Genomic DNA, 24,299 nt, shown 5'->3' on the forward strand with positions numbered 1-24,299 from the left:
TTATCCTGTTTATCGGTCAGACCGACATGGGTATGATATAGGACTTTGGTCTATAAGACGCGGAGGTGAGCTTAAGCATGGCAGTGCCGTCCGGATTCAAGCTGCAATCGGAATACGAACCGCAAGGCGACCAGCCGGGAGCGATCAAGCAACTGGTAGCCGGCATCCACGAGGGCAAGCGGCATCAGACGCTGCTCGGCGCGACGGGTACGGGCAAGACGTTTACGATCGCCCAGACGATCGCCAAGGTGAACAAGCCTACGCTTGTCATCGCCCACAACAAGACGCTTGCGGCCCAGTTGTGCAGCGAGTTCAAGGAGTTTTTCCCGGACAATGCCGTGGAATACTTCGTCAGCTACTACGATTACTATCAACCGGAGGCGTACATTCCGTCGTCCGACACATATATCGAGAAGGATTCCAGCATCAACGACGAGATTGACAAGCTGCGCCACTCCGCGACGTCCGCGCTGTTCGAGCGGCGCGACGTCATCATCGTGGCGAGCGTCTCCTGCATCTACGGCCTCGGTTCACCGGAGGAATACCGCGATCTGCGGCTGAGCCTCCGGGTTGGGATGGAGAAGTCCCGCAACGCAATCCTGCACAAGCTGGTCGACATCCAGTATCAGCGCAACGACATGAACTTCACGCGGGGCACGTTTCGCGTACGCGGCGACGTCGTGGAGATTTTCCCGGTATCGGTCGGCGACCGCGCAATCCGGGTCGAGATGTTCGGCGACGAGATCGAGCGGATCACCGAGATCGACGTCCTGACGGGCGAGATCATCGGCTCGCGTGAGCATGTCGCGATCTTCCCGGCGTCTCACTTCGTGACCGCCGAGGAGAAGATGAAGGTCGCGCTGGTCAACATCGAGCGCGAGCTGGAGGAGCGGCTGGCCGAGCTGCGCGAGCAGGGCAAGCTGCTCGAGGCGCAGCGGCTGGAGCAGCGCACGCGCTATGATCTTGAGATGATGGCGGAGATGGGCTTCTGCTCCGGCATCGAGAACTACTCGGGCCCGCTGACGTTCCGCGAACGCGGCGCGACGCCGTACACGCTCATGGATTTTTTCCCGGACGACTATCTGATCGTCATCGACGAGTCCCATGTGACGCTGCCGCAGGTGCGCGCGATGTACAATGGCGACCAGGCGCGCAAGACCGTGCTCGTCGACCACGGCTTCCGCCTTCCTTCGGCGAAGGACAACCGGCCGCTGCGCTTCGAAGAGTTCGAAGGCAAGGCCAAACAGCTCGTCTACGTATCAGCGACGCCGGGACCATACGAACTTGAGAATTGCCCGACAATGGTGCAGCAGATCATTCGGCCGACCGGTCTCGTCGATCCGATCATCGAGGTGCGCCCGACGAAGGGGCAGATCGACGACCTGCTCGGGGAGATTCGCATCCGCATCGAGCGCGATGAGCGCGTTCTCGTGACGACGCTGACCAAGAAGATGTCGGAGGATCTCACCGATTATATGAAGGAAGTCGGCATCAAGGTCCGCTATTTGCACTCGGACATCAAGACGCTGGAGCGGATGGCGATCCTGCGCGACCTGCGTATCGGCACGTTCGACGTGCTCGTCGGCATCAATCTGCTCCGGGAAGGTCTCGACTTGCCGGAGGTCACGCTAGTTGCCATTCTCGACGCCGACAAGGAAGGATTCCTGCGCGCCGAGCGCTCGCTCATTCAGACGATCGGCCGGGCCGCGCGCAACAGCGAGGGCAGAGTCATCATGTACGGCGACAAAATTACGGACTCGATGGCCAAGGCGATCGGCGAGACCGAGCGCCGGCGCACGATCCAGACCGCCTACAACGAGAAGCACGGCATCACACCGCAGACGATCCGCAAAAAGGTGCGCGACGTCATCGAAGCGACGAAGGTCGCCGAGCAGAAGAGCGCATATCTGACGGGTCTCGAGGACGTCGACAAGCTGACGAAGAAGGATCGCCAATCCGTCATCAATCGTCTCGAAGCGGAGATGAAGGACGCGGCCAAGAACCTCCAGTTCGAACGCGCAGCCGAGCTGCGCGACGCGCTGATGGAGCTCAAGGCAAGCATGTAAATGTAAACGATGCCTCCGTCCCGGCTTATTGCCGGGCGGGGGCTTTTTGTTGGGCATATATGCGTCAATTTCCTTGTAAGTACACGTTTTCAGTCCATGTACCAAATATCAACTGGTATTTGCAGCTGGAACCCTCTCAATCAAACTTATTTATTACAGATATATTCTGATTAAAAAAATGTTTATAAACCAGCGAACAGTAATCTACGAATCCTCTCTCTTAAAGTAAAGTGCTGCGTTTCGTCCTGAAACTGGTGCCAGGCAGCATAGAGCGGCAAGTAGTCGGAGGCGGTTCCGCGCATGCGGGCATACTCTTCGGCGAAGCGTCCGGCGAAGGGGGCAGCCAGCTTGGTATGCAGCAGCTTGCGTTCGGCGCTTGAGGCCGGAGTCGCCGGAGCAAGTTCGCTATGCCAGAGGTTGACGGCCTCTGCGAATTGCTGCTTCAGCTCCTGCAGCGAACAAAGAGTGACACTAGCATTCCCGCCTCGGCTTTTGCAAAATATAAGCTTTTTGCTTGCTTCGGAGTCGGATGTACGCGGCTTGCGTTGTCCTTTGCGGGATGCCTTAACGGCAAGCTCATTGTATTCAACGATGCCGGACAGGGATGCCTGCTGCTTCTCGGCCAGATGCGTCAGCAGCTTCTTGCGCCAGGCTTGTGCGGTTGTGGGACTGATTCCCGTTTCCCTGGCGACGCGGCGGATCGGCAATCCGTCCAGCAGATATTTGAGGAAGACGGGCCAGAGTTTCAGCTTCTTCGTTTTATGCAACGCAGTTCCCGTGTGATCGTTAAAGTACGATTTGCAGCTTTTGCACATGTATCGCTGCCGCTTGCTACCGGGCTTCACATTGCCATAACAGATAATTACATTCGAAGCCGCATTATTATCAATCTGCCCAGTCGTTCCGCAATGGGGACAGCGGAGTCTGTTCGCATGCGTTCTTTCCCGGATCGTGGCCTCGTCAATATCGAGCGAACGATTGATATCGTCAATCAGTTTCTGCCTTTTTTCGCCGGGTAACCCTCTTAATTGTCGAAACAATTGCTCTTCAAGGCCGCTTGCAGCTTCTTTGGACATATCTAACTCCTCGTTTCTGCCATGACTCGCTATATTTGTATCTTATACAAGCTTAAAATAGACAGCAACGGTGAACTGGTACATAGGACTGTACTTCTGTTGCGAAAAAAGGAAGCTCTTGTCAGAGTTGCGGCTTCTTACTTACGATGGAGGGAATAGCATTGGCGGAAGGAGGTCTGCAGATGGACAGTAAGGCTGGTTATCGTACGCTGCGAAGCGTGCCCGAATTGAAGTATACAAATGCGGATAACGTAGTGCGCTATCGGGCAATCATGCGTTTTTTCTATCAGGAGTACAAGAGGCTTAAATACTGGATGAAGCCGGAGGAAGTTTATGAGGGCATCAGCAGCTTGGCGGAGCTCTCCGAATATACCTTGGAGCAGTGCGTATCGGATCTGGAACAGTTGGAGGAATGGGGCAACCTGGCATCGAGGCACGACGGCGGCCGTGCGGCTACGCTTGAAGAATATTTGAAGAAGAAGATGCAGTATCTGATGCGTCCGTACTCGATCGAGATCGAGCGGCTGCTGGAGACGCTGGAGAAAGTAACCGGCTACGGCGGCTCGCTGGAATCCAATCTGTTTGACACGATCGCGGAAAAGCTGTTCAAGATTCGGCGGATGGATTGGGAGACGACCCCGGGCGCGGCATCGGAGCTGTGGGCGACGCTGTACGAGGCGTTCAGAAAGCTGCATGAGAACGCAGCCGATTATATCGCCAGCCTGCAGACAGCGAAGGCGGAGGAGATGATGGTCGCCGAGTCGTTTCTCGTTTTCAAGGATCGGCTGACCAATTATTTGCAGAACTTCATTCAGGCGCTGCAGCGAAGCGCTTATAAGATTGAGGGCAATCTGGAGCGCGTTAACGCCGGCATCTGGGAGCCATTCCTGGAGCGGGTCGCAGCGGAAGAGATGGACAAGCCGCGGCTGGAGGAGATGCCGTCGCAGGAGACGCTGCTGGAGGAGCAGCGACAGGGCTGGACGAACCTGCAGCGCTGGTTTCTGGGCGACGGCCTCGCGCCGTCCGAGCTGACGCTGCTGGAGCGGGCGACGAAGGACGCGATCGCGCGCATCGTGCGCAGCGTCATTCGCATGCAGGAGCGCAAGCGCTCGGGCGTCAGCCGCAAGAAGGAGCTGGAGTACTTGGGTCAATGGTTCGCTCGGCTGGAGGAGCTGGGCGACGCGCATCGGCTCGCTGGATTGACGTTCGGACTGTTCAGCACGCGCCATCTTCAGGGAGAGGATTTGCGGCAGTCGGACCGGGCGGATCAGTCGATGTGGGACGAAGTGCCGACGATCCGTACGCTCAGATCGCGCAGCCGAAAGCGGGGCCAGCGTTCGGATACGGAGCCGGTACCGGAAAATGCGGAGCGCAAGCGTCGCGAGCGGGAAGCGTACCTGCAGCGCCAGGCGGAGGAGTGGGAAGCGATCCGTGAACTGGTGGAGCGGAGACGGCTGCAAATCTCCGAGCTGGGCCGGGTGACTGTGCAGATGAGGCTGCGGCTGCTCCAATGGATCGGCAGATGCACGTCGGCGCCCAAGCATACGTTCGTGACGCCGGAAGGCGTTCGCATCGAGATGCTGAACCCCCGCACGACGGGGCGGACGGTACTGCGGTCGGAGGATGGCGAGCTGCATCTGCCCGACTACGAGCTTGCGTTCGGATTGACGGAGGCGGTGCGGGAAGCGGCGGCGGCGATCGAAGGGAGTGCGGCGGAATGAGCGGTGCGAGGAGCTCGGCGATTCGCCGGGCCGGGAGAACGCTGCGGTCTGAAGCGAATGCGGCGATGGCGCTGGAGCGCAAGCAGGCATGTGCGCATGCGTTGCTGAACCGTCCATGGATACTGAAGGAAGACGATCCGGAGCTGTACTTTTCAGTCAAGGATCATTACGAAGAGTTGCGGGAATGGTTCATGGACCGGGCCGGCTTTTCGCTGATCGTGACCCGGAGTCTGGCGAAGCTGGAACGGACGCCGGTAGTCGCGCACGAATGGATGGGCTTTGAGGAATTCAGGGAGGTCCGCGATTACGTACTTTTTACGTACGCGCTCTGGTACCTGGAAGGCAAGACGGAGATGGATCAGTTTCTGCTGTCGGATATTGTGGAGGAAGTCCGCGAACAGATGGCGACGGGCGGGCTTGCTGCGGATTGGCGCCACTATCACCATCGGCTGTCGATGATTCGTGCCTTGAAAAAGCTCGTCTCGCTCGGCGTGCTCGTGCTGGTCGACGGCAATGAGAACGATTGGGCGCACAACGAAAGCAACGACGCGCTGTACGAATGCTCGCCGCATTCGCGCTATGTGCTGCGGCGGTTCCCGCAGGATCTGACCGCTTACAGCGCGATGGAGGAGCTGACCGATCCGGTCCGATACGCTGACACCTTGGACGGGACCAATGCTCGGAAGCGACATCGCGTCTTCCGCCGCTTCCTGCTCGAGCCGGTTGTGCTGGATCGTCACTGGGAAGAGGAGTTGCTGCCTTATGTGCTGACGCAGCGGCGCTATATTATGGACAACCTGCAGCGCATGCTCGGGATGGAGGGGCGGCGGTACCGCGAGGGCTTGCTGTTCTTCCATCCCGAGCTGACCGGCGAGGCGGAGCTGTTCCCGACATTGTCCGGCGCCTCCGACCTGGTGCTCCTCATGGCCGGCGAACTGCGACGGCAGCTCAATAGGGAGGACCATTCGCGTTATGTCGAGCCGGACGGCTCTATTCGGCTCGAGCGCTCGGAGCTGGAGGGTATGCTCCTGAAGCTCAAGGAACGCTACGGCATGTATTGGAGCAAGGAATTCCGGGAAGCGTCTTCCGCCGAGCTGGCGGCGATCGTAGTGGGGCATATGGAGCAGTGGCGATTTGCCGAGCGGGAGGACGCGAATCATATTCTCGTGTCGCCGGCGGTCGCCAGATGGAATGCGGACTACGCGAATATGGACTTCGGGCAAGAGTAACGGGAGGAGGACGGTCGAATGACGGACGAACGGAACCGGCTTGAAGGGGATACGGAACGCTGGCGCATGTCCCGTGTCGGCTTGTTGAATTTCTGGTATTACGACGAGGAGATCTTCGAGACGGAGGAAGGCCGGCTCATTCTGCGGGGGGCGAACGGTTCGGGCAAGTCGGTCACGATGCAGAGCTTCCTGCCGCTCGTGCTGGACGGCGACAAGCGCTCGCATCGGCTCGATCCGTTTGGCTCGCGCGACAGGCGAATCGAATATTATTTGCTCGGGGAAGCGGACAGCGGCAAGACGGACGTGACGGGCTATCTGTGGATGGAATTCGTTCAGCCGTCGCGCGGCTTGACGAAGACGATCGGCATCGGGCTGCGCGCAAGGCGGGGCGCGGCGTCCGTGCAGTTCTGGGGCTTCCGTCTCGACAATGGTCGACGGATCGGCGAGAGCTTCTGGCTCTACGACCGGAACCGCTGGCTGGAGACGCAGGAGCGCGTGCCGTATGGCCGGACGGAGCTGGAGAAGGAGATCGGCTCCGGCGGCGAGGTCGTTCATGACCAGGCTGGCTATCGCGATATGGTCAACAAGCATCTGTTCGGCTTCGCCGACGCAGAATCGTTCCAGGACTTGCTTCACCTGCTTATTCAACTGCGCAGCCCGAAGCTGTCCAAGGACTTCAAGCCGTCGGCGATTTACGAGATTCTGCACGGCTCGCTGCCGCCGTTGCAGGAGGATGATCTCCGCCCGCTGTCCGAGGTGCTCGAGGACATGGACCAGATTGCCGACAGGCTGGACGAGCTGCGTCTGCACAAGCGCGACACGGAGCGGCTGAACGATGTGTACGATCGCTACAACAAACGGATGCTGTACGACTTGTCGACGCTCATGCTGGAGCGCCATGCAGAATACGGCGCGCAGCGCGCGAAAACATCCGGAATGGAAACGATGCTTGCGGAAGCGGAGGAAGCGAAACATGCGGCGGCCGAGGAAGGCGAGCGCGCGGATGCGGAGCTGAAGCGAATCGCGGCCGAGCTGGACGTGTTGGAGAACCATGAGGCGATCGGCAAGCAGCGCGAGCTGGAAGCTGCAACCGCGGCTCAGCAGGATACCGAGCAGCATCTAAAACGGGCCCGGGAGCGCGTGGACAGGCAGAATGTCAAGCAAGCGACGGTCGACCGCGAACTGGAAGACCAGACGTACAAGCGCGACCGCTTGACGGCGGAGCAGCAGGAGACGCTGCAGGAGCTGGAGACCGTGGCGCAGGAGCTTGAATTTGCCGAGCATGCCGTTTATCACCGCTATTGGGAGCGAGGAGATCCGGAGCACGACGGCTGGCGCGAGCCCTGGCGGCGGGACCTGCGCCGGCATCGCGAGGCGCTGGAGAAGGCGCTGGCCAAGGCGCGGGAGGAGCAGGAGGCGGCGCGTCTGGCGGCCGAGCTGGAGCGGGAACTGGGTGCGGCGCGGAAGGAGCGCGACACGCGCGAACGCGATCAGGCCGAGGCGGCCAGATTGCTGGAGGGACACAAGGAGGCGCTGCGCGAGGCCGTCGTCGTATGGCGAGGATCGCTTCGCGAGCTGCCGTACGGCGACGAGCGGTTACGCCGCTCGTTCGAGTCCATCACGGCTTTCGGACAGGATGCGCGTTCGCCGGAGACGATCCGGGCGCCGATGGCGGAGGCGCTGGCCGAGAAGCGGGAGATGCTGACGGCGGAGCGTCTGCGGCTGCAGCACGGGAAGTCGGAGCTTGAAGACGAGCGGGAGCGGCTGCAATCGGAGAAGCAGTCATGGGAAGCTTACCGCGAGCCGGAGCCGGCTCGCAGCGAGGCGCGAGCCAGGCGCCGGAGCGGGCTGCCGGCGGGCAGCGGCGCGCCGCTTTATGCAGTATGCGATTTTCGAACGGGACTGGGGGGTGAACGGCAGACACGGATTGAGGAAGCGCTCGAGCGTGCCGGACTGCTCGATGCCTGGATCTCGCCGGACGGCAGGGTCGGCGCGGCGGCGGAAGGGCAGGAGGACGTGTGGATCGCGCCGTCACCGCACGAGTTCGGCTATACGCTGGCGGATGTGCTCGTTCCCTCGCCGCCTGAGGACAGCGGACTGAGCGAGGAGACGATCCACACGGCGCTGCGCACATTTCTTTGGGTCGAAGAGGGAGATGTCGCAGACTTTGACGGGGGCGGCGCGGTCGTCTCCGGCTCCGGTTATTTTCGGCTCGGACCGCTCTCCGGTTCGGCGGCGTCCAAGTCCCGGGCGGAATATATCGGCAAGGAGACACGCGAGCAGACGAGAAGGCTGGAGATCGAACGGCTGCAGCGCGAGCTGGAGCAGCTCGGCGAGCGGCTGAGAGGGCTGGAAGGGCGCCTCTCCGAGCTTCAGGAACGAGAGCGGCTGTTGCTCACGGAAGCCGAGTCGTTCCCGTCCGCAGCGGAGCTGGAGCAGAGCCTTCAGTCGCTGCTGGAGACGTCCTACCGTTTGCAGGCGGCGCTTGACCATGAGAGTAGAGTCGTTGAACGCTTCAAGGAGAAGTCGGTCGAATGGCGCGAAGCCCAGCGGCAGCTAAGCGAGCTGACGGCCGGCTGGACGCGGCTCAAGCGACTGAAGGATTTGGAAGAGGCTTTGTCGGCTTCGAAGGACTACGAGAGCGCGATCGGCGAGCTGTACTCGCTCTGGAGCCGCTGCGTCGAGACATCCGTTCGCATTGAAGCGCTGCGGACCGAGCGGCAATCGCTATCCGAAGCGATTGAGGACGACGAGTCGATGATCGATGAGCTGGACGAGCGGCTGCGCTCGCTGCGCGCCCAAGTCGCGTCGCTGCGCAGCGTGATGGAGGAGCTGGGCTTGGCCGATGTGTCCCGCCGCATCGTATCGCTCAAGTCCGAGCGCGCCGGACTGGTCAGGGAGCTGCGAGCGATTCAGGTGAGGCTGGAGGAAGCCAAGGAAGCGTCGGCCCGGGCCGATGCGAGCGTGCGATTGTATAGGGAACGCGAGGAGGAGCTGGAACAGCTTCTGGAGGAGGCGTCAGCCGGCTGGCATCGGGAATTGAAGCGTCGGCTCGTCCCGGATTGGCGCGATGTGTACGTGTCTGTCGAAGATCGAGAAGCAGCGGTGCGGCTCGGTGCCGATATTCGCCAGCGATACGACGCTGCGTTCTCCGGCAGAAATGCGGACACGTTGAAAAATTCGCTGCTTGAGCTATACAACGAAGTGCGGGGTGTACTGACCGATTATGTACTGGAAGCTGAGATCGACGAAGAGACGGGACGAATTTTAATTCGTTCGCAGCGCGATCGCGCGCGCCCGCAGTCGCTGCAGCTGCTGCTGGAGGAGCTGACGCGCGACGAGGAGCAGCAGCGCTTGCTGCTTAGCGAAAAGGATCGCGAGCTGTACGAGGAAATTATCCTTCGCAGCGTCGGCAAGGCGATTCGCCAGCGCATTCACCGGGCGGAGAGCTGGGTCCGGCGGATGAACCGGCTGATGGAAGAGCGCAATACGTCCAGCGGGCTCAGGCTCAAGCTGGACTGGGACCCGAAGGCGGCGCAAAATGAGCAGCAGTTGGATACGTCCGCGCTGGTCGAGCTGCTGAAGCGCGACTCTCACCGATTGCGCGAGGATGAGATCGATGCGATGATCCAGCATTTCCGTTCGCAGATCGGTTATGCCAAGCAGTCGGCGCAAAGCGAGAAGGAGTCGCTGCGCAAGCATTTGTACGAAGTGCTGGACTACCGGAACTGGTTCCAGTTCGAGCTGAAGTATCGCAAAGGTGAGCAGACGGGCTACCGGCCGCTTACTGATTCGCGTTTTAATGTGTTGAGCGGGGGAGAGAAGGCGATGGCGATGTACATTCCGCTGTTCGCCGCCACTTGGTCGCGTTATTCGGACGCCCGTGCGGACGCGCCGAAGCTGATCTCGCTGGACGAAGCCTTCGCCGGCGTGGATGAGGAAAATATGCGCGATATGTTCCAACTGCTCACGGAGATGGGCTTTGATTATATGATGACGTCGCAGGTGCTTTGGGGCTGCTACGATACGGTGCCGAAGCTGGCCATCTACGAAATTTACCGTCCGAAGGATGTCGATTTCGTCACGTTGTTCCACTATCGGTGGAATGGGCAGGTGAAGGAATATGTGCACGGAAGGGATGAAGCCGGTTGAACGCAGACAACGACTCGCTTCGTCGTGCAGCCGCATACTTTAGCCGCGAAGGGTTCCGGCAGGCATTGGAAGCCGTGTGGAGGAAGTATGCCTCGCTTGGCCGGATCGGCGGGAAGGCGGTGCTGGAGCAGGCGACGCAGGAAGAATGCGAAGCGCTCGGCGAGTTCTTCGGACGATACTTTCGCGCCGGCGAGTCGATTCCGATCCCGCTCAAGCAGTTTGAACAGGAGCTGCGGGAGTCGGCATTCGGAATCGGTCTGCTCGAGCTGCATCTCGCCCTGGAAGGAAAGCCGCTGCTCACGAGAAGCGAGCGGCAGGCAGGGGAAGGACAGCTATGGCAGCGGCTGTTCGAGGAAGTGCGGGAAGCTGAGAGAAATTTGCTGGGCGCAGAGTCGGCAGGAGCGAGCTGGCTGGACGAGATGGAGCGGGGCACGGGACCGGGGCTGCGTACGCTGCGGGAATGCTACAGAGCGGACCCGGAGGCGGCTCGCGCTGCGCTGGTAGCGACAGTCCGCGCGCTATGCTGGCTGCAGGGCATCGGAGAGCGCGAAGGACAGAAGCAGCCGATCCGGCTGCCGGTGCTCGCGGCCCGCGTCAGCGGGGACGCACACATGCTGGATCTGAACCGTCCGGCAGGCCGGTTGCTGATAGCGGCGCTTGGGCGGAGGCTTGGCATGGAGACAGCAGGGTCGGATTTGATGAGTGAGCCGGATGCGGAGAACGACGAGGAGCGATCCGGAGCGGGTGATCCGGACGCATCAGACGAACGAGGAATGGAGAGCGTTGACGGCTCGGAATCGCTGCGTTTGCGCGAGTTGTACCGTCGTGCCGGCATTCTGGACGATGACCTGTCGTCGATCGTACATTGGTTCATCCCGCAGACAGGTCGCCCTGCGCTGCCGACGGTTTGGACGCTGCGACAGGTCGAAGCCGAATCGGCAGGCCGTTTCCCTTCCTGCTCACGTATTTATGCAGTCGAGAATCCGGCGGTCTTCTCCACCATCCTAGACGCGTTCGGAATTGCCGAATTCGGAGCAGACGGCTACACGATTGCGCTTATCTGTACGAGCGGTCCCGCGAGCGCCGCGGCGATCCGCTGGATGCAGCGCTGCTTGGAGGTATCGCCGCCAACATGCCGGCTCTATTACGCCGGGGATTTTGATATCAAGGGACTGATCATGGCGCAGACGCTGCAGCGGTTGTGGCCGGAGCGCTTCATTCCGTGGCGGTTCGATTCGGTCGCATACTTGGAAATGTCCGCTCGCTGTCCGGGACCCGCATTCGACAACGCTGAGCTTGAACGGCTGGGAAGCATGAGCGTATCTTGGGATAGCGATCTGTGCGGATTGATGCGGCAAACAGGCCGAAAGGTGCATCAGGAAGCTTGGATCGATGGGCTGCTGCAGGACTTCGCGAATGCTAGTGAAGGGTCAATACTTCGCTTGCCGAGATGGACGAACATTTTCACCGGCAAGGAGGAGACGATGTGAGCTGGAAACTGATTCATCGCGCCGGTGAAGTTTACGATGCCGACTTCAGCCCGCTGACACGCAAGGACATGGTGCAATTGAGGAAAAGCGATGGCTGGACACGTGGGATTGATTGGGGAATTTATCTTCAACCGAATCAACCCTTCTCTGCTTATAAGCTTCAAATAATGGGCGATACATCCATTCAAGGGTTGGTTTCCATAGCAATCCGAGAAGGTTTTGTCGAGCTTGCATTGGCCGAAAAAGCGCCATTTAACCGAAAGCCTACACAGCGTTTCATCAATGCTGGCGAGCTTCTGTTTGCCAAAGCCTGTAAAACCAGCTTGGAGAAAAACGGTGAAGGGTATGTACTGCTCCAGGCCAAGTCGAATTTAATCGCTCACTATATCGACTATTACGGTATGGAAGTCGTGAATGTCAAAAATCGCCATTTGGCTATTCCTCCGATTGAATCCAGAAGACTGGTTGAGGTATACTGGGATCAAAGGAGTGGATGATCATGCGCAAGGCAAAGCCTCTTGACGCTAGGCTGCCATCCGTTACCGTCCGTCCGCTTGCAGTTCGTCCTTTAGAGGACGCAGTCATGACAAGACCAATTCCTCCGGAGCAGCGCGACCAGGCGCATGAAGATATGAAGAATTTTATCGAGCGCCGTCGGCAGGAATCATTTCGTTAGCATGCTTTGTCATAACAGTGGTCTCCAACAGCTCGCCGTCGGCGGGCTTTTTGCATTTCAATAAGCAGCTCATAAATGGGTTCCGACGCTCATTCTGGGTCTAACAGCAGCCAATCGGTGTAAGGAGCTTAAGAAGCGCTTCCGTCGCATAGCTGGGATTTCCATTTGCGTACCAGTTCACCGGCAAGTATAATGAGATGAGAACACATATTCTTATGTGAACGGGAACGTGAACGGAGGCGGCGCGGATAGCGAGCCAGGCCGTTACGACAGGAGGATTACGCAGTGGGAAGCGATCAGATCGTCATCAAGGGCGCACGCGCCCATAATCTTAAAAATATCGACGTGACCATACCGCGCGACAAGTTTGTTGTGCTGACCGGTCTTAGCGGCTCAGGCAAGTCCTCGCTAGCGTTCGATACGATATACGCGGAGGGACAGCGCAGATATGTGGAATCCCTTTCCGCATACGCACGCCAGTTCCTCGGTCAGATGGACAAGCCGGACGTCGATTCGATCGAAGGGCTGTCGCCGGCCATCTCCATCGACCAGAAGACGACGAGCCGCAATCCGCGGTCGACCGTCGGCACGGTGACCGAGATATACGATTACCTGCGTCTGCTGTATGCGCGCATCGGCAAGCCGCATTGTCCGGAGCACGGCATCGAGATCACCTCGCAGACGGTGGAGCAGATGGTCGACCGGATCATGGAGTATCCGGAGCGCACCCGGCTGCAGATTCTGGCGCCGGTCGTATCGGGCCGCAAGGGCGAGCATACGAAGCTGCTGGCCGATATTCAGAAGCAAGGCTTCGTCCGCGTACGGGTGAACGGGGAGATTATGGATCTGTCCGAGCCGATCGAGCTGGAGAAGAACAAAAAGCATTCGATCGAAGTCGTCATTGACCGGATCGTCGTCAAGGAGGATGTGGCGACGCGGCTCGCCGACTCGCTGGAGACGGGGCTCAAGCTGTCCGGCGGCCAGATCATCGTCGATATTATCGACAAGGAAGAGCTGATGTTCAACTCTCATCTGGCCTGCCCGGTGTGCGGGTTCTCGATGGGCGAGCTGGAGCCGCGGCTGTTCTCCTTCAATTCGCCGTTCGGCGCTTGTCCGGACTGCGACGGGCTCGGCGTGAAGATGGTCGTCGATCCCGATCTGCTGCTGCACGACAAGTCCAAGAGCATCGAGCAGGGTGCTTTTTCCGCATGGGCGGGCAGCACCTCCACCTATTATCCGCAGTTCATGGCCGCCGTCTGCAAGCATTACAAGATTCCGACGAATGTCCCCGTCTCCGAGCTCGGCGACAAGCAGATGAAGCTGCTGCTCTACGGTACCGGCCCTGAGAAGATCCGCTTCCGCTACACCAACGAATTCGGCTATACGCGCGACGCGCTTGTCCAGTTCGAGGGCGTCGTGCCGAATCTGGAGCGCCGCTACCGGGAGACGGCGTCGGACGGGATCCGTGAGTTTATCGAGGAATATATGGGCGCCAAGCCGTGCGAGGGCTGCAAGGGCAAGCGGCTCAAGAAGGAAGCGCTGGCTGTCACGGTCGGCAGCCAGAACGTCGCGCATGTCACCGCGCTCTCCATCGGCGATGCGATGAACTTCTTCGACGCGCTGGAGCTGAACGCCAAGGACAAGCAGATCTCCAACCTGATTCTGAAGGAGATCAGCAGCCGCCTGGGTTTCCTCGTGAACGTCGGCCTGGACTATCTGACGCTGTCCCGCGCCGCGGGCACGCTGTCCGGGGGAGAGGCGCAGCGGATACGGCTGGCCACGCAGATCGGCTCCAGCCTGATGGGTGTCCTGTACATCCTCGACGAGCCGAGCATCGGCCTGCATCAGCGGGACAACGACCGGCTCATCAAGACGCTGGAGCATATGCGGGATCTCGGCAATACGCTTATCGTCGTCGAGCACGATGAGGATACGATGATGGCGGCCGACTACCTGATCGATATAGGGCCGGGCGCCGGCATCCACGGCGGCACGGTCGTCGCCCAGGGTACCCCCGAGGAGGTCATGCGCGACGACAATTCGCTGACGGGCGCCTATCTGAGCGGCCGCCAGTTTATCCCGGTGCCGCTCTCCCGCCGCAAGCCCGACGGGCGCTGGCTCGAGGTGAAGGGCGCGACGGAGAACAATCTCAAGAACCTGAGCGCCAAGTTCCCGCTCGGCGTCTTCACGGCCGTGACGGGCGTATCGGGCTCGGGCAAGTCGACGCTCGTCAACGAGATCCTGTACAAGACGCTGGCGCGCGATCTGAACAAGGCGAAGGTGCGCCCCGGTCAGTACAAGGAACTTCTCGGTCTCGAGCATCTGGAGAAGGTCATCGACATCGACCAGTCGCCGATCGGCCGTACGCCGCGATCCAATCCGGCGACGTACACGGGCGTGTTCGACGATATCCGCGACGTGTTCGCGATTACCAACGAAGCCAAGGTCCGCGGCTACAAGAAGGGCCGCTTCAGCTTCAACGTGAAGGGCGGGCGCTGCGAGGCCTGCAAGGGCGACGGCATCATCAAGATCGAGATGCACTTCCTGCCTGACGTCTACGTGCCGTGCGAGATATGCAAGGGCAAGCGATACAACCGCGAGACGCTTGAGGTCAAGTACAAGGGCAAGAACATTGCCGAAGTGCTGGAGATGACGATCGAGCATGCGACGGCGTTCTTCCAGAACATCCCCCGCATTCATCGCAAGCTCCAGACGCTGCTGGACGTGGGCCTCGGCTATATGACGATCGGCCAGCCGTCGACGACGATGTCCGGGGGCGAGGCGCAGCGGGTCAAGCTGGCCGCCGAGCTGCACCGGCGCAGCACCGGCAAGACGCTGTACATTCTCGACGAGCCGACGACCGGCCTTCATGCCCACGATATCGACCGTCTGCTGCAGGTGCTGCAGCGCCTGGTCGACTCGGGCGAGAGCGTGCTCGTCATCGAGCACAACCTGGACGTCATCAAGACGGCGGACTATCTGGTCGATCTTGGACCCGAGGGCGGCAGCGGCGGCGGCACGATCGTCGGCGTAGGCACGCCGGAGCAGCTGGCGTCCAACGCCAAGTCGTACACCGGCAAGTATCTTGGGCCCGTGCTGGAGCGGGACAGGGCACGTACCGAGGCGGCATTGGCTGCGGTAGAGGTGTGACGCTGTCCGAGGGCGGCGGAGCGAAGCAAGCCTATGAGAGGCTGGCCGGCGCTCCGCCGTTTTTATTTGTGCTGCAGCACCGCTTCCGTCAGGCGATCGACCTGGCCGAGCACGGAGACGGGATCGAAGTAGAAATAGGTTTTATAATCGAGCGGTATAATATGGCCGTTTTTGTAGGCAGGGAGACTCTTCCAGACGGGGTTGTCGATGAGCGCCTGCAATTCCTCTGCGGTCGTCTCTGTATAGGAGGACAGGAAGATATAATCCGTATCGGCAATCTCGGGCAGCTTCTCGATGGAGATCTCCTGATATTGTACGCCGTTGTCGATGACGTTTTGTTTTATCCACGCGGGCGCTTGGAACTGCAACGCATTGTAGATCACTTCCCCGCCACGGCCGTAATTGTCGCCCAGGACGGCGAGCGACTTGCCGTCGATCTCGAGCAGCGCTGCCGTAGCGCCGGGCTTGACGGTATCCTTCAGCTTCTCTCGCGCCTGTTCGGCTTTAGCGGCATAGCCCGCCAGCCAGGCATCCGCTTCTTTTTGTTTTCCCAGCAACTCCCCGAACACCTTCACTTCTTCGCGAATGTTGTGAATGGAACTGTACTCCACCAGCAGCGTAGGGGCGATCTTCGAAAAGTTGTCGTATTGGTCGACGAGCGTATCGTTAATGACGATGAGATCGGGATTCAGCGCCAGCACCTTCTCCGTCGATGCCGGGGATCCGATGTCGGTCATGGCCGCCTCCTGTTCCTTCAAAAACGGGCTGCCCATCCACCAGTCCTTGCTGCCGCCGACAGGCTGCATGCCCAATGCCAGCAGCGTCCCGTGATAGTAGCCGGCCACGATCCGCTTCGGATCGGTCGGAATCTCGATTTCTCCCTTGACGGTTTTAAGCATGCGTGTGGAGGGCGTGTCGGAAGAAGGACCGGCAGCGGTCGATGCCGGGAGAGACGCAGGTTGACCGGAAGAAGCGGACGGTGCCGTATCGGATTGGCCGCATGCGCCGAGCACGACGAGCGCGCCGGCCAGCGCGACGGACGCGAATAGAGACTTGCGGGGTGAAGCGAGCATAGATTCAAACCTCCATGATATTGAGAATCATTATTAGTTGAATCATATCCATTTACACCCGCCCAAGTCCATGCACATCGATGCTGTGCGATCATCCTGAATGTGATGTCAGCATACTCACGGCGTGTTCGAGCTGTAGCTCGAGCGACAGCGGATCGTAGCTATAGAAGAGATCCGGGTTCGGCATATAAACGTGGCCGTTCCTGACGGCTGTCAGCGCGAGCCAGGCGTCGGATTGCATCCAGCCGGGCTTGTCGGGATACCATTTGGAACGGTAGTCGAACAAAAAGAGGCGATCCCCGGCGTAATGCGGCAGCTCATGCGGTTCGATCGGCTTGTTCGGGAGGCAGGGCTTGAACAGTTCGTCGCGGACGGCAGCGGGTGCGCGCAATCCCAACGTATCGTAAATGACGCAGCCGCCCATACTCGTCGAACGGCCGTAGACGTAAAGCTTGTCCGAAACGATCTTGACGATGCCGACGGTGTCGTCCGGACCGATCGCACGGGACAATCGCAGCCTGGCCTCGGCGGCAAGCCGGTCGAAGCGGTCTGCCCAGGCTGCCGCCCGATCGCGCAATCCGGCCGCATTCGCAATGAGGAACAGCGGCTCGCGCCAGTCGTCGTCCAGGTCCGGAACGGCGATGACCGGCGCGATCTCGCGCAGCTGCTCCCAGTGCGCGTCGCCTTCGCCGGCGAGGATGAGATCGGGCTGGGCTTTTTCCAATGCGCGCAGCGCCTCCTCGCCAAGCTCCCCGAAGACGCGCATCTCGTTCAAACTCAGCCGACGTCCGTAAACATCCTCCATCCACGGCTCGAGTACGCCGACTCGCGGCACGACGCCCAGCGTCAGCAAGCAGGAGGCGATATGCGGGGACAGTGCGGCATACGATCTCGGCCTGAGGCGGTAGGCGGTTGGGGAACAGCCCTTGGCCTGCTTGAATTTGCGGCTGAAGTAGTGCTCGCTCTGGAAGCCGCTCGATTCGGCGATCTCGCCGATGCTCTTGTCCGGCGACAACAGCAGCAGCTCCTGGGCGTGCCGAATCCGCGTCCGGCACACGTAATCGACGAAGCTGCAGCCCGTCTCGCGTCTGAACAGCCTGGAGAAGTGGGCCGGGCTGATGCCGAGTGCGGCGGCCGTGCGGTCGCGGGAGAGCGGCTCGTGGAAGCAGGCCCGGATAAGACGGATCGCTTCGTCGATCCAGCCCGCGGCTCCGCCGTCTTCGGCTGCCGGAGCGCCAGGCTCGAATACGGCGCCGAGTATCTGGTAAAAGGCGAGCTGCGTCCCGATCGGATCGCCCCGGCTGTCCGTCGAGGCGCTGCGCAGCTGACGCACCCACCGGGCGATACGTTCCGGAGAGGCGGGCGCGAATGCATTCGCGCGCCAAGGCGCCGCGATGACACGTACAGGGGCGCCGTCGCCTTCCTCGGGCCGAATGCCGGAGACGGCAGGGTGCTCGACCGATACGAAAGCAATCTTGTCGAGCGTGAGCCGCTGCTTGAACGGATTGCCGATATGTATCCCGCGGCCAGCCGGACAAAAGATGACCGAGCCCGCCCGCAGCGCATGCTTGCGCCCGCGGATTCGAAGCTCGCCCTGGCCGTCGCGAACGAGCAGCAGAACGTCACTGTCGGTCACATTCCATTCCCATGGCGCCCATGGCGCATATACGATCTCGCTCATATCGCGGAACAGGAAGGCAGAGGCCGCGCCGGCAGCGGCGGTATGCCGATCGGAGACGCGCCCGGCAGGTTCGGCCGCTGCGCCGCGCACGCCTTCGCGCGGCTGCTTGTGCAGCCCTGCGTCAAGCCCGGCCGCACTATACGCGCCGTCTCGCAGCTGCTTGCGCAGCCCCGCGGCAGATCCGGCCGCACTGTGCGCGCCGCCCTGCAGCCGCTTGCGCAGCTCGGCGGCAGCCTCGTCGCTCAGCGCGCCGATGTATCGCTCCGTGCGGTGCCGGGTGCGCCCTTCGTCGTCTCTGTAGGCAGAGACGATCCGATAGTAGCAATAGGTTTTTCCGTTTTTGCGTACGGTTTGCTTTTTAAGAAACATCGCAAGGCTCCTCATGCGCGAGTTGGGGACTACAATGTGGGGACAACTTCAGTTTAACATGAGAAAAACACGGGGTTAATTGCTATAATGCGGATATACATTCACAAGAATCGAGAACGAGGAAGGTGCGGCAAATGGGAGACGACGCGAAACGCCGGGCGGGCGAAGAGGCCGTCAAGCTGGTCGAGGACGGCATGCTGGTCGGACTGGGGACGGGCTCGACCGCTTATTGGGCCATCATGGAGATCGGCAGGCGCGTAAGAGAGGGGCTGAAGATCACGGCCGTGCCCACCTCGGTGCGGTCCGAGGAGCTGGCGCGCTCGCTGGGCATCACGCTGGTCCCGCTGGACGACATCGCGCCGGGCGGCATCGATCTGACTATTGACGGCGCCGACGAAGCCGACGATGACCTGAACCTGATCAAAGGGGGAGGCGGCGCGCTGCTGCGGGAGAAGATCATCGCCGCCCACAGCAAGCGGCTCGTCATCGTAGCCGATGCCTCCAAGGAAGTGGCGGCGCTCGGGCGCTTCCCGCTGCCGGTCGAGATCGTGCCGTTCGGCTGCAAGCTGACGCTCGAGCGCCTCGCGGAGCTGGGAGGGCATCCCGAGCTCCGCCTCTCAAGCGGCGGGGAGCCGTACGTCACCGACAACGGCAACTATATCGCGGACTGCCGCTTCGGCGTTATTGCTGATGCGGCGGCGCTGGAGACGACGCTCAACCTTATCCCGGGCGTCGTGGAGAACGGGTTGTTCGTCGGCATGGCGGAGCGGGTTATCATCGCCATGGAGGGCGGTACGATTAAATCTCTGACGCGGTCGCCGCAGGCGTAAATACGGCATGCCATCCGAGGATTTGCGAAGGTTTCCTGCGAGACAGTCGAGCCCGGACGGAGTTTGATTCGGCCAACGACGCCGGCTGCAAGAAACCCGGGGGACAGACTTGGTCAGTGCGGACTTGATTTGGATTGGCGAAGCGAGGGAAGGAGGTTGTCGGATGCTTTTCGTATGGCCGGCCTTGTGGGCGGTGGCGCTTTTTCTGCTCGCGGCGGGCTCGGGCTCGTCTGCGTCGCGCAGGCTGGCTGCCGTCGCCTTTCTGAGCGGCGCGGGCGCGATGGCCGCCGTCCTCGACATGAACATCATTCCTGCGCTGGCCGAAGGGGCCGTCCGCGATCGCTGGGAGCGGCCGCTGTATCATTTGCAGGCGTGGGCTTCGCTCAGTTCCTACTACGGCGTTCCTTACGCCTTCCTGCTGTTCGCGCTGGCTTTTCGGCCGATTCGTCTGCATCCCGCCGTTCGCTTGGGCCTGCCGGTCGTTCTGCTGCTGCCGATCGCGTGCTGTCTGCTGCTCACGCCCGGGTATACCGAGCGCTATCCAATTTCCTTCGACATCGTCGTCTGGTGGGCGGTGCCGTACATCCTGTATGGCGCGCTTCATATTTTGCTGCTGCGGCCGCGTCACACGCCGCTTGCGCCGACTTACTGGATCGTATGCCTCGCCGTGCTCCCGCCGGTGCTTTTTCTCATGGTCATGAGCTATGTGCTGCCGAGCCTGGGCTTGATGCGGATGTGGGTATACAATGCTTGGGTGGCTTCGCTCGCCGTCGCGGTGTTCCTCATCGGGTTGTTCAGCTACGGCTTCATGGGCATCCGGCTGCTGGTCGACCGGCGGCGGCTGGATACGACCTGGCGAGCCGTCAACTCGGGCACGGCTATTCTGAACCATGCGATGAAGAACGACGCAGGGAAGCTGCGGCTGTTCGGGGAAAAAATGAAGCGGTATGCGGAGCGGACCGGACAGCCCGAGCTGCTGCAGGACATCGAGACGATGCTGGCCGCCTCGCTGCATATGCAGGAGATGATCGCTCGCGTACACCGGCGCACGGGCGACCTGGCGCTCATGCGGTCGAGCGTATCGCTCGGCGGTCTCGTTCGCGGCACGCTCGCCACGCTGCAGCCTCAGCTGGGCGGCGGCATCCGGCTGTGGCTGGAGCTGCCCGCCCGGGATTGGCAAGCGGAGGTCGATGCCGCGCAGCTGGGGGAAGCGCTGAACAATCTCGTCGCCAACGCCGCGGAGGCGATGAGAGGCGCAGTCCGTGTGCCGGAAGCGGCGCTGGCCGGCTCGCCGGAGGCAGCATCGGCCGCTTCGCCGGAGACTGCGGCCGGCACAATCACGGTCAGGCTGTCCGCCGGCAGGCGCGACCTGACGATCGAAGTGGCCGACACCGGTCCGGGCATGGGGCGCAGCCAGCGTGCGCGCGCGCTCGAGCCCTTCTACACGACCAAGGGCGGGAGCGCCAACTTCGGCCTCGGATTGCCCTATGCGTATCAAGTGATGCGCAAGCATGGGGGCGCGCTCAGCATTCGCAGCAGGCGCGGCGAAGGGACGACAGTCTATCTGACGCTGCCCAAGCGGAGCGTCAGGGCTCATCCGATCGATGCGGCGCCGGCAGTCGAGAGAGGAGGGATCTATCCTGATGGACATCATCAAGCTGTGGATCGTCGAGGATGACGAGGATTGGCGCCGGGGGCTGGCCGCCTATCTGAACGAGCCGTCCGACCTGGCGGTGACGCTCGCCAGCGGGCATCCCGAGCAGGTGCGCCGCGCGCTCACGGAGGAGGAGCGGTCATCATGGCCGGATGTCGTCCTCATGGACATCATGCTGCACGGCGCGCCGGAAGGTATCGCGCTCGCCGAGGAGACGGCGGCCGCTTGCGGCGCACGGGTCATCATGCTGACCTCGATGGAGGAGAAGGAGCTGATCCTTCGCGCCTTCCAGGCAGGGGCGATCGACTATCAGCTGAAGTCTGACTTCGAGGGCTTGCCCGATGCCGTCCGGGCCGCCGCCCGCCGCGAAGCCCCGATCAGTCCCGCCGCCGCCGAGCGGATGCGGGAGGAGTTCAAGCGGCTCAAGGCGCTGGAGCGGGCGTTCGAGGTCAAGCAGCTGCAGGATCTGATCACGCCCGCCGAGCTGCAGCTGCTCGAGATGGTGGATCGCGGCTACTCCCAATCCCAGATCGCGGACCGGCAGTTTATTTCCATCCGCACGGTCAAAAACCACATCAACCACATCCTCCGCAAGCTCGGCGTCCCCGGCTCCAAAGAAGCGGCCAGGCAAGCCAGGGAGATGGGGCTGTTCGAGGCGAAGGGAAAGCAGGAAGACAGCTGACGTCGGCAGCACGACCGCTCGCTATCATAGGCAAAACGATGGTACCACGAAAAGTTGGTACTATTTTTTTTGCCCTTCTTTCCTAAAATAAGGGTGTGAGGCAGAGCGGAGGGAGGACGAGAAGATGGCATTCGAACCGTACACGGCGCCGCATTGGGCTGCGCTCGGGCTGATGGCTGCGCTAATCGCCGGCATATGCCTGTGGCGGAGAAAACTGCGCGGCGCGAGGCGGGTCCGACTCGGACTGGCCGCCGCAGCCGCCGTCGTCGAGACGACGATGCTGGCGGAGCGCGCGGTCACCGGGGAGTGGGACGTCTATGCGCTGCCGTTCGAGCTGTGCAGCCTCATGATCTGGCTTACCGCAATTATGATGCTGACCGGCAGCCGGAGGCTTTACGAAGTCACCTTTTTCCTCGGTATACTCGGTGCAGTTCAGGCGCTCGCGACGCCCGATCTCGCAGCTCCCTTCCCGACGCTCGGCTTCGCGCATTTCTTCATCGGCCATATTCTGATCGTCGTCTCCAACCTCTACATGACGATCGTCGAGGGCTATCGTCCGACGCTGCGGTCCGCCCTGCGCGCCTTCGGCTGGCTCCAGCTCCTTGCAGTGCCTGCCGCGATCGCCGATGCGCTGGCCGGGACGAACTTCATGTTCCTCGCCCGCAAGCCGCCGACCGCCTCGCTGCTCGATCTGCTCGGCCCGTGGCCCTGGTATTTGCTGCAGCTGGAGGGCGTCGCCTTGGCGCTGTGCTTGCTGCTGCTCGCGCTCGTCAAGCTGGCGGACCGGCTGCTGGCGGGCAATTCCCCTCATCCGAAGGAGGCCTCATCGACATGACCGACCATTTGCGCAAGCACTGGACGTCGCTGCTCGGCGTCGCGCTGATACTGGCTGCGTTTATTACGCTGTTCCGATACACGATCGACCGGGGATGGATCACCGATCCGATGAAGATCGGCCTTGGCCTGCTGTGCGGCGTGGGCTTCACGCTGGCCGGCATGCAGCTCGCGATCCGGCTGAAGCATGCCGTCGCGGGCGAGATTGCGATCGGACTGGGCATCTGCGTCCTGTATGCAACGATCTCCTTCGCCGGCATCGCGTACGATCTGTGGGCGCCGATGACCGTGCTGCTCGGCATGTCCGCCGTGACCGCGCTGGCTGTGGCCTACGCCTGGCGGTTCGATTCGCGGCTGCTCATGAATATCGCGCTGGCGGGCGGACTGCTTGCCCCGATGCTGATGCTGCCCGAGACGGATCAAGTGTTCGCGCTGTTTTTATATTTGCTCGTACTGAACGCCGCTTTCTTCTCTCTCAGCATTGCGAAGGGCTGGAGCGAGCTGCGCGCTGTGGCTTTTGCAGGTACCTGGGCGCTGTACGCCGTCTACTTCTTCTGGTTCGATCCCCTCACGGCAGGGATATGGAGCATGCCGATCCGCTATGCGGTCGCAGCCTTCCTTTTCTATCATATCGGCTGCCTGGCCGCCAGCTGGCGCCTGAAGCGCTGCTTCGACGGCATGAATATGTACCTCAGCCTGGCGAATGGCATCCTTTTCGGCGTATGGGCGCTTCTCATTTTGCAAGGCGAGCTGCACTACGGCTACACGCTGGCGTTCATCGGTGTACTCTTCCTCGCGGCGGGCGCCTTCGTGCTTCGTCAATCCGGCCGCACGCTCGTCTATGCGCTCAGCCACAGCTTGTGCGGGGCGCTGCTGACGCTGGTCGCGCTCACGCAGCTCGGCAGCGGGCTTGACGTGAAGCCGATGCTGAACGTCTACCTGTGGACCGGCGTGGCCATGCTGCTGGCTGCCGCCGGACGACTCCGCAAGCATTGGCTGCCGGAGGTATTGTCCATGGCGGTCTGGTTTATCGTCGGCATTTACTGGTTCTCCGTCACTTGGTGGACCCCGCGCGGCGACTGGTTCGGGACGTTCGTGCCGTTTCTGAACTGGGGCGCATTGTCCTGGATCGTGCTGGCGGCATTGGGCTTCTATTATTCGACGGGTCGGCGGGCGTTCGGCCTGGCGGCGTCGGATCGTCCGCTCGTATCGAACTTTTTTGCACTGATGTCGCATCTGGTGATCTTCGGCTTGCTGACAGTGCAGATCGTCGGCATCTTCGATGCCTACGACTGGGGCGGCAGAGCAGATATGCTGACCAAGCTCAGCCTCTCGTTCGTCTGGGGCGTATACGCGCTGCTGCTCTTTGTCTGGGGCGCATACAGCCGCCAGCGGTTGTTCCGATGGTTCGGGTCCGGCGTACTCGTCGCAGTGGCGCTTAAGGCCGTGCTTCTCGATCTGAGGGGCGAGGAGACGCTGTTCAAGGTGCTCGTCCTGCTCGCGCTCGGCGGCATCTCGTTCCTCGTCACTTGGGTTAACGGCAGATGGTCGCCTGCGGGAAATAAGGTTATAGATGGTAGATAAGAGGGGCCATCCGATTTATAATGCGAGGGTAT

General features: G+C 61.2%; 15 protein-coding genes. 12 read left to right on the top strand and 3 right to left on the bottom strand.

Going from position 1 to position 24,299, the window contains the following annotated elements:
* Positions 1–77 precede the first annotated feature (77 nt).
* A complete protein-coding gene (uvrB, locus tag VQ071_RS08175; protein ID WP_340513415.1) occupies positions 78–2,066 on the top strand; it encodes an excinuclease ABC subunit UvrB in 1,989 nt (662 codons plus the stop codon).
* Between the two features lie 182 nt (positions 2,067–2,248).
* Here the strand turns inward: uvrB and VQ071_RS08180 are convergent, their stop codons facing one another.
* Positions 2,249–3,142, bottom strand: a complete 894-nt coding sequence (locus tag VQ071_RS08180; RefSeq protein WP_340513417.1) for a hypothetical protein — start codon at positions 3,140–3,142, stop codon at positions 2,249–2,251.
* Positions 3,143–3,324: 182 nt separating this feature from the next.
* Between VQ071_RS08180 and VQ071_RS08185 the strand changes: the two genes are divergently transcribed.
* The 6 genes from VQ071_RS08185 (at position 3,325) to uvrA (ending at position 15,560) form a co-directional block, all read left to right on the top strand.
* Complete coding sequence (locus tag VQ071_RS08185; protein ID WP_340513418.1) at positions 3,325–4,863, top strand: TIGR02677 family protein; 1,539 nt, start codon at positions 3,325–3,327, stop codon at positions 4,861–4,863.
* Entirely contained in the window at positions 4,860–6,092 is a 1,233-nt protein-coding gene (locus tag VQ071_RS08190; protein WP_340513419.1) for a TIGR02678 family protein, read from the top strand. Before VQ071_RS08185 ends, VQ071_RS08190 begins: the two co-directional genes overlap by 4 nt.
* A gap of 18 nt (positions 6,093–6,110) precedes the next feature.
* Positions 6,111–10,244, top strand: coding sequence for a TIGR02680 family protein (locus VQ071_RS08195; RefSeq protein ID WP_340513420.1), 4,134 nt, complete (start codon positions 6,111–6,113; stop codon positions 10,242–10,244).
* Positions 10,241–11,734, top strand: a complete 1,494-nt coding sequence (locus VQ071_RS08200) for a TIGR02679 domain-containing protein (protein ID WP_340513421.1) — start codon at positions 10,241–10,243, stop codon at positions 11,732–11,734. Before VQ071_RS08195 ends, VQ071_RS08200 begins: the two co-directional genes overlap by 4 nt.
* The gene (locus VQ071_RS08205; protein WP_340513422.1) at positions 11,731–12,231 is read left to right on the top strand and encodes a hypothetical protein; all 501 of its coding nucleotides are present in this window, start codon (positions 11,731–11,733) and stop codon (positions 12,229–12,231) included. The genes VQ071_RS08200 and VQ071_RS08205 overlap by 4 nt, the downstream gene beginning before the upstream one ends.
* 464 nt (positions 12,232–12,695) lie before the next feature.
* A complete protein-coding gene (uvrA, locus tag VQ071_RS08210; protein ID WP_340513423.1) occupies positions 12,696–15,560 on the top strand; it encodes an excinuclease ABC subunit UvrA in 2,865 nt (954 codons plus the stop codon).
* A 62-nt stretch (positions 15,561–15,622) separates the two neighbouring features.
* On the opposite strand, the gene VQ071_RS08215 is transcribed toward uvrA, so the two are convergent.
* Both VQ071_RS08215 and VQ071_RS08220 read right to left on the bottom strand, forming a co-directional pair.
* On the bottom strand, positions 15,623–16,633 hold the full coding sequence (locus tag VQ071_RS08215; RefSeq protein ID WP_340513424.1) for an iron-hydroxamate ABC transporter substrate-binding protein: 1,011 nt from the start codon (positions 16,631–16,633) through the stop codon (positions 15,623–15,625).
* A 91-nt stretch (positions 16,634–16,724) separates the two neighbouring features.
* Positions 16,725–18,683 carry a helix-turn-helix domain-containing protein gene (locus VQ071_RS08220; protein WP_340513425.1) on the bottom strand — a complete coding sequence of 653 codons (1,959 nt, stop codon included), beginning with the start codon at positions 18,681–18,683 and terminating at the stop codon, positions 16,725–16,727.
* A 134-nt stretch (positions 18,684–18,817) separates the two neighbouring features.
* Here VQ071_RS08220 and rpiA point away from each other — a divergent pair, with 134 nt between their 5' ends.
* The 5 genes from rpiA to VQ071_RS08245 all read left to right on the top strand — a co-directional run bounded on the left by rpiA (position 18,818) and on the right by VQ071_RS08245 (position 24,267).
* Positions 18,818–19,513, top strand: a complete 696-nt coding sequence (gene rpiA, locus VQ071_RS08225; RefSeq protein WP_340513426.1) for a ribose-5-phosphate isomerase RpiA — start codon at positions 18,818–18,820, stop codon at positions 19,511–19,513.
* A gap of 163 nt (positions 19,514–19,676) precedes the next feature.
* Positions 19,677–21,191 (top strand): HAMP domain-containing sensor histidine kinase, encoded by a 1,515-nt coding sequence (locus VQ071_RS08230; RefSeq protein WP_340513427.1) that lies wholly within the window; start codon positions 19,677–19,679, stop codon positions 21,189–21,191.
* On the top strand, positions 21,157–21,849 hold the full coding sequence (locus VQ071_RS08235; RefSeq protein ID WP_340513428.1) for a response regulator transcription factor: 693 nt from the start codon (positions 21,157–21,159) through the stop codon (positions 21,847–21,849). Before VQ071_RS08230 ends, VQ071_RS08235 begins: the two co-directional genes overlap by 35 nt.
* Positions 21,850–21,973: 124 nt before the next feature.
* On the top strand, positions 21,974–22,684 hold the full coding sequence (locus tag VQ071_RS08240) for a YwaF family protein (RefSeq protein WP_340513429.1): 711 nt from the start codon (positions 21,974–21,976) through the stop codon (positions 22,682–22,684).
* Entirely contained in the window at positions 22,681–24,267 is a 1,587-nt protein-coding gene (locus VQ071_RS08245; protein WP_340513430.1) for a DUF2339 domain-containing protein, read from the top strand. Before VQ071_RS08240 ends, VQ071_RS08245 begins: the two co-directional genes overlap by 4 nt.
* Positions 24,268–24,299: the final 32 nt, after the last annotated feature.

Origin of the sequence: Cohnella sp. 56 (assembly GCF_037963805.1) — a bacterium.
Taxonomy (GTDB): domain Bacteria; phylum Bacillota; class Bacilli; order Paenibacillales; family Paenibacillaceae; genus Cohnella.

Bases quoted from the DNA above. Each gene is read 5' to 3' on its own strand.
- uvrB (WP_340513415.1), top strand. From the start codon at position 78: ATGGCAGTGCCGTCCGGATTCAAGCTGCAATCGGAATACGAACCGCAA.
- VQ071_RS08180 (WP_340513417.1), bottom strand. From the start codon at position 3,142: ATGTCCAAAGAAGCTGCAAGCGGCCTTGAAGAGCAATTGTTTCGACAA.
- VQ071_RS08185 (WP_340513418.1), top strand. From the start codon at position 3,325: ATGGACAGTAAGGCTGGTTATCGTACGCTGCGAAGCGTGCCCGAATTG.
- VQ071_RS08190 (WP_340513419.1), top strand. From the start codon at position 4,860: ATGAGCGGTGCGAGGAGCTCGGCGATTCGCCGGGCCGGGAGAACGCTG.
- VQ071_RS08195 (WP_340513420.1), top strand. From the start codon at position 6,111: ATGACGGACGAACGGAACCGGCTTGAAGGGGATACGGAACGCTGGCGC.
- VQ071_RS08215 (WP_340513424.1), bottom strand. From the start codon at position 16,633: ATGCTCGCTTCACCCCGCAAGTCTCTATTCGCGTCCGTCGCGCTGGCC.
- VQ071_RS08220 (WP_340513425.1), bottom strand. From the start codon at position 18,683: ATGTTTCTTAAAAAGCAAACCGTACGCAAAAACGGAAAAACCTATTGC.
- rpiA (WP_340513426.1), top strand. From the start codon at position 18,818: ATGGGAGACGACGCGAAACGCCGGGCGGGCGAAGAGGCCGTCAAGCTG.
- VQ071_RS08230 (WP_340513427.1), top strand. From the start codon at position 19,677: ATGCTTTTCGTATGGCCGGCCTTGTGGGCGGTGGCGCTTTTTCTGCTC.
- VQ071_RS08235 (WP_340513428.1), top strand. From the start codon at position 21,157: ATGGACATCATCAAGCTGTGGATCGTCGAGGATGACGAGGATTGGCGC.
- VQ071_RS08240 (WP_340513429.1), top strand. From the start codon at position 21,974: ATGGCATTCGAACCGTACACGGCGCCGCATTGGGCTGCGCTCGGGCTG.
- VQ071_RS08245 (WP_340513430.1), top strand. From the start codon at position 22,681: ATGACCGACCATTTGCGCAAGCACTGGACGTCGCTGCTCGGCGTCGCG.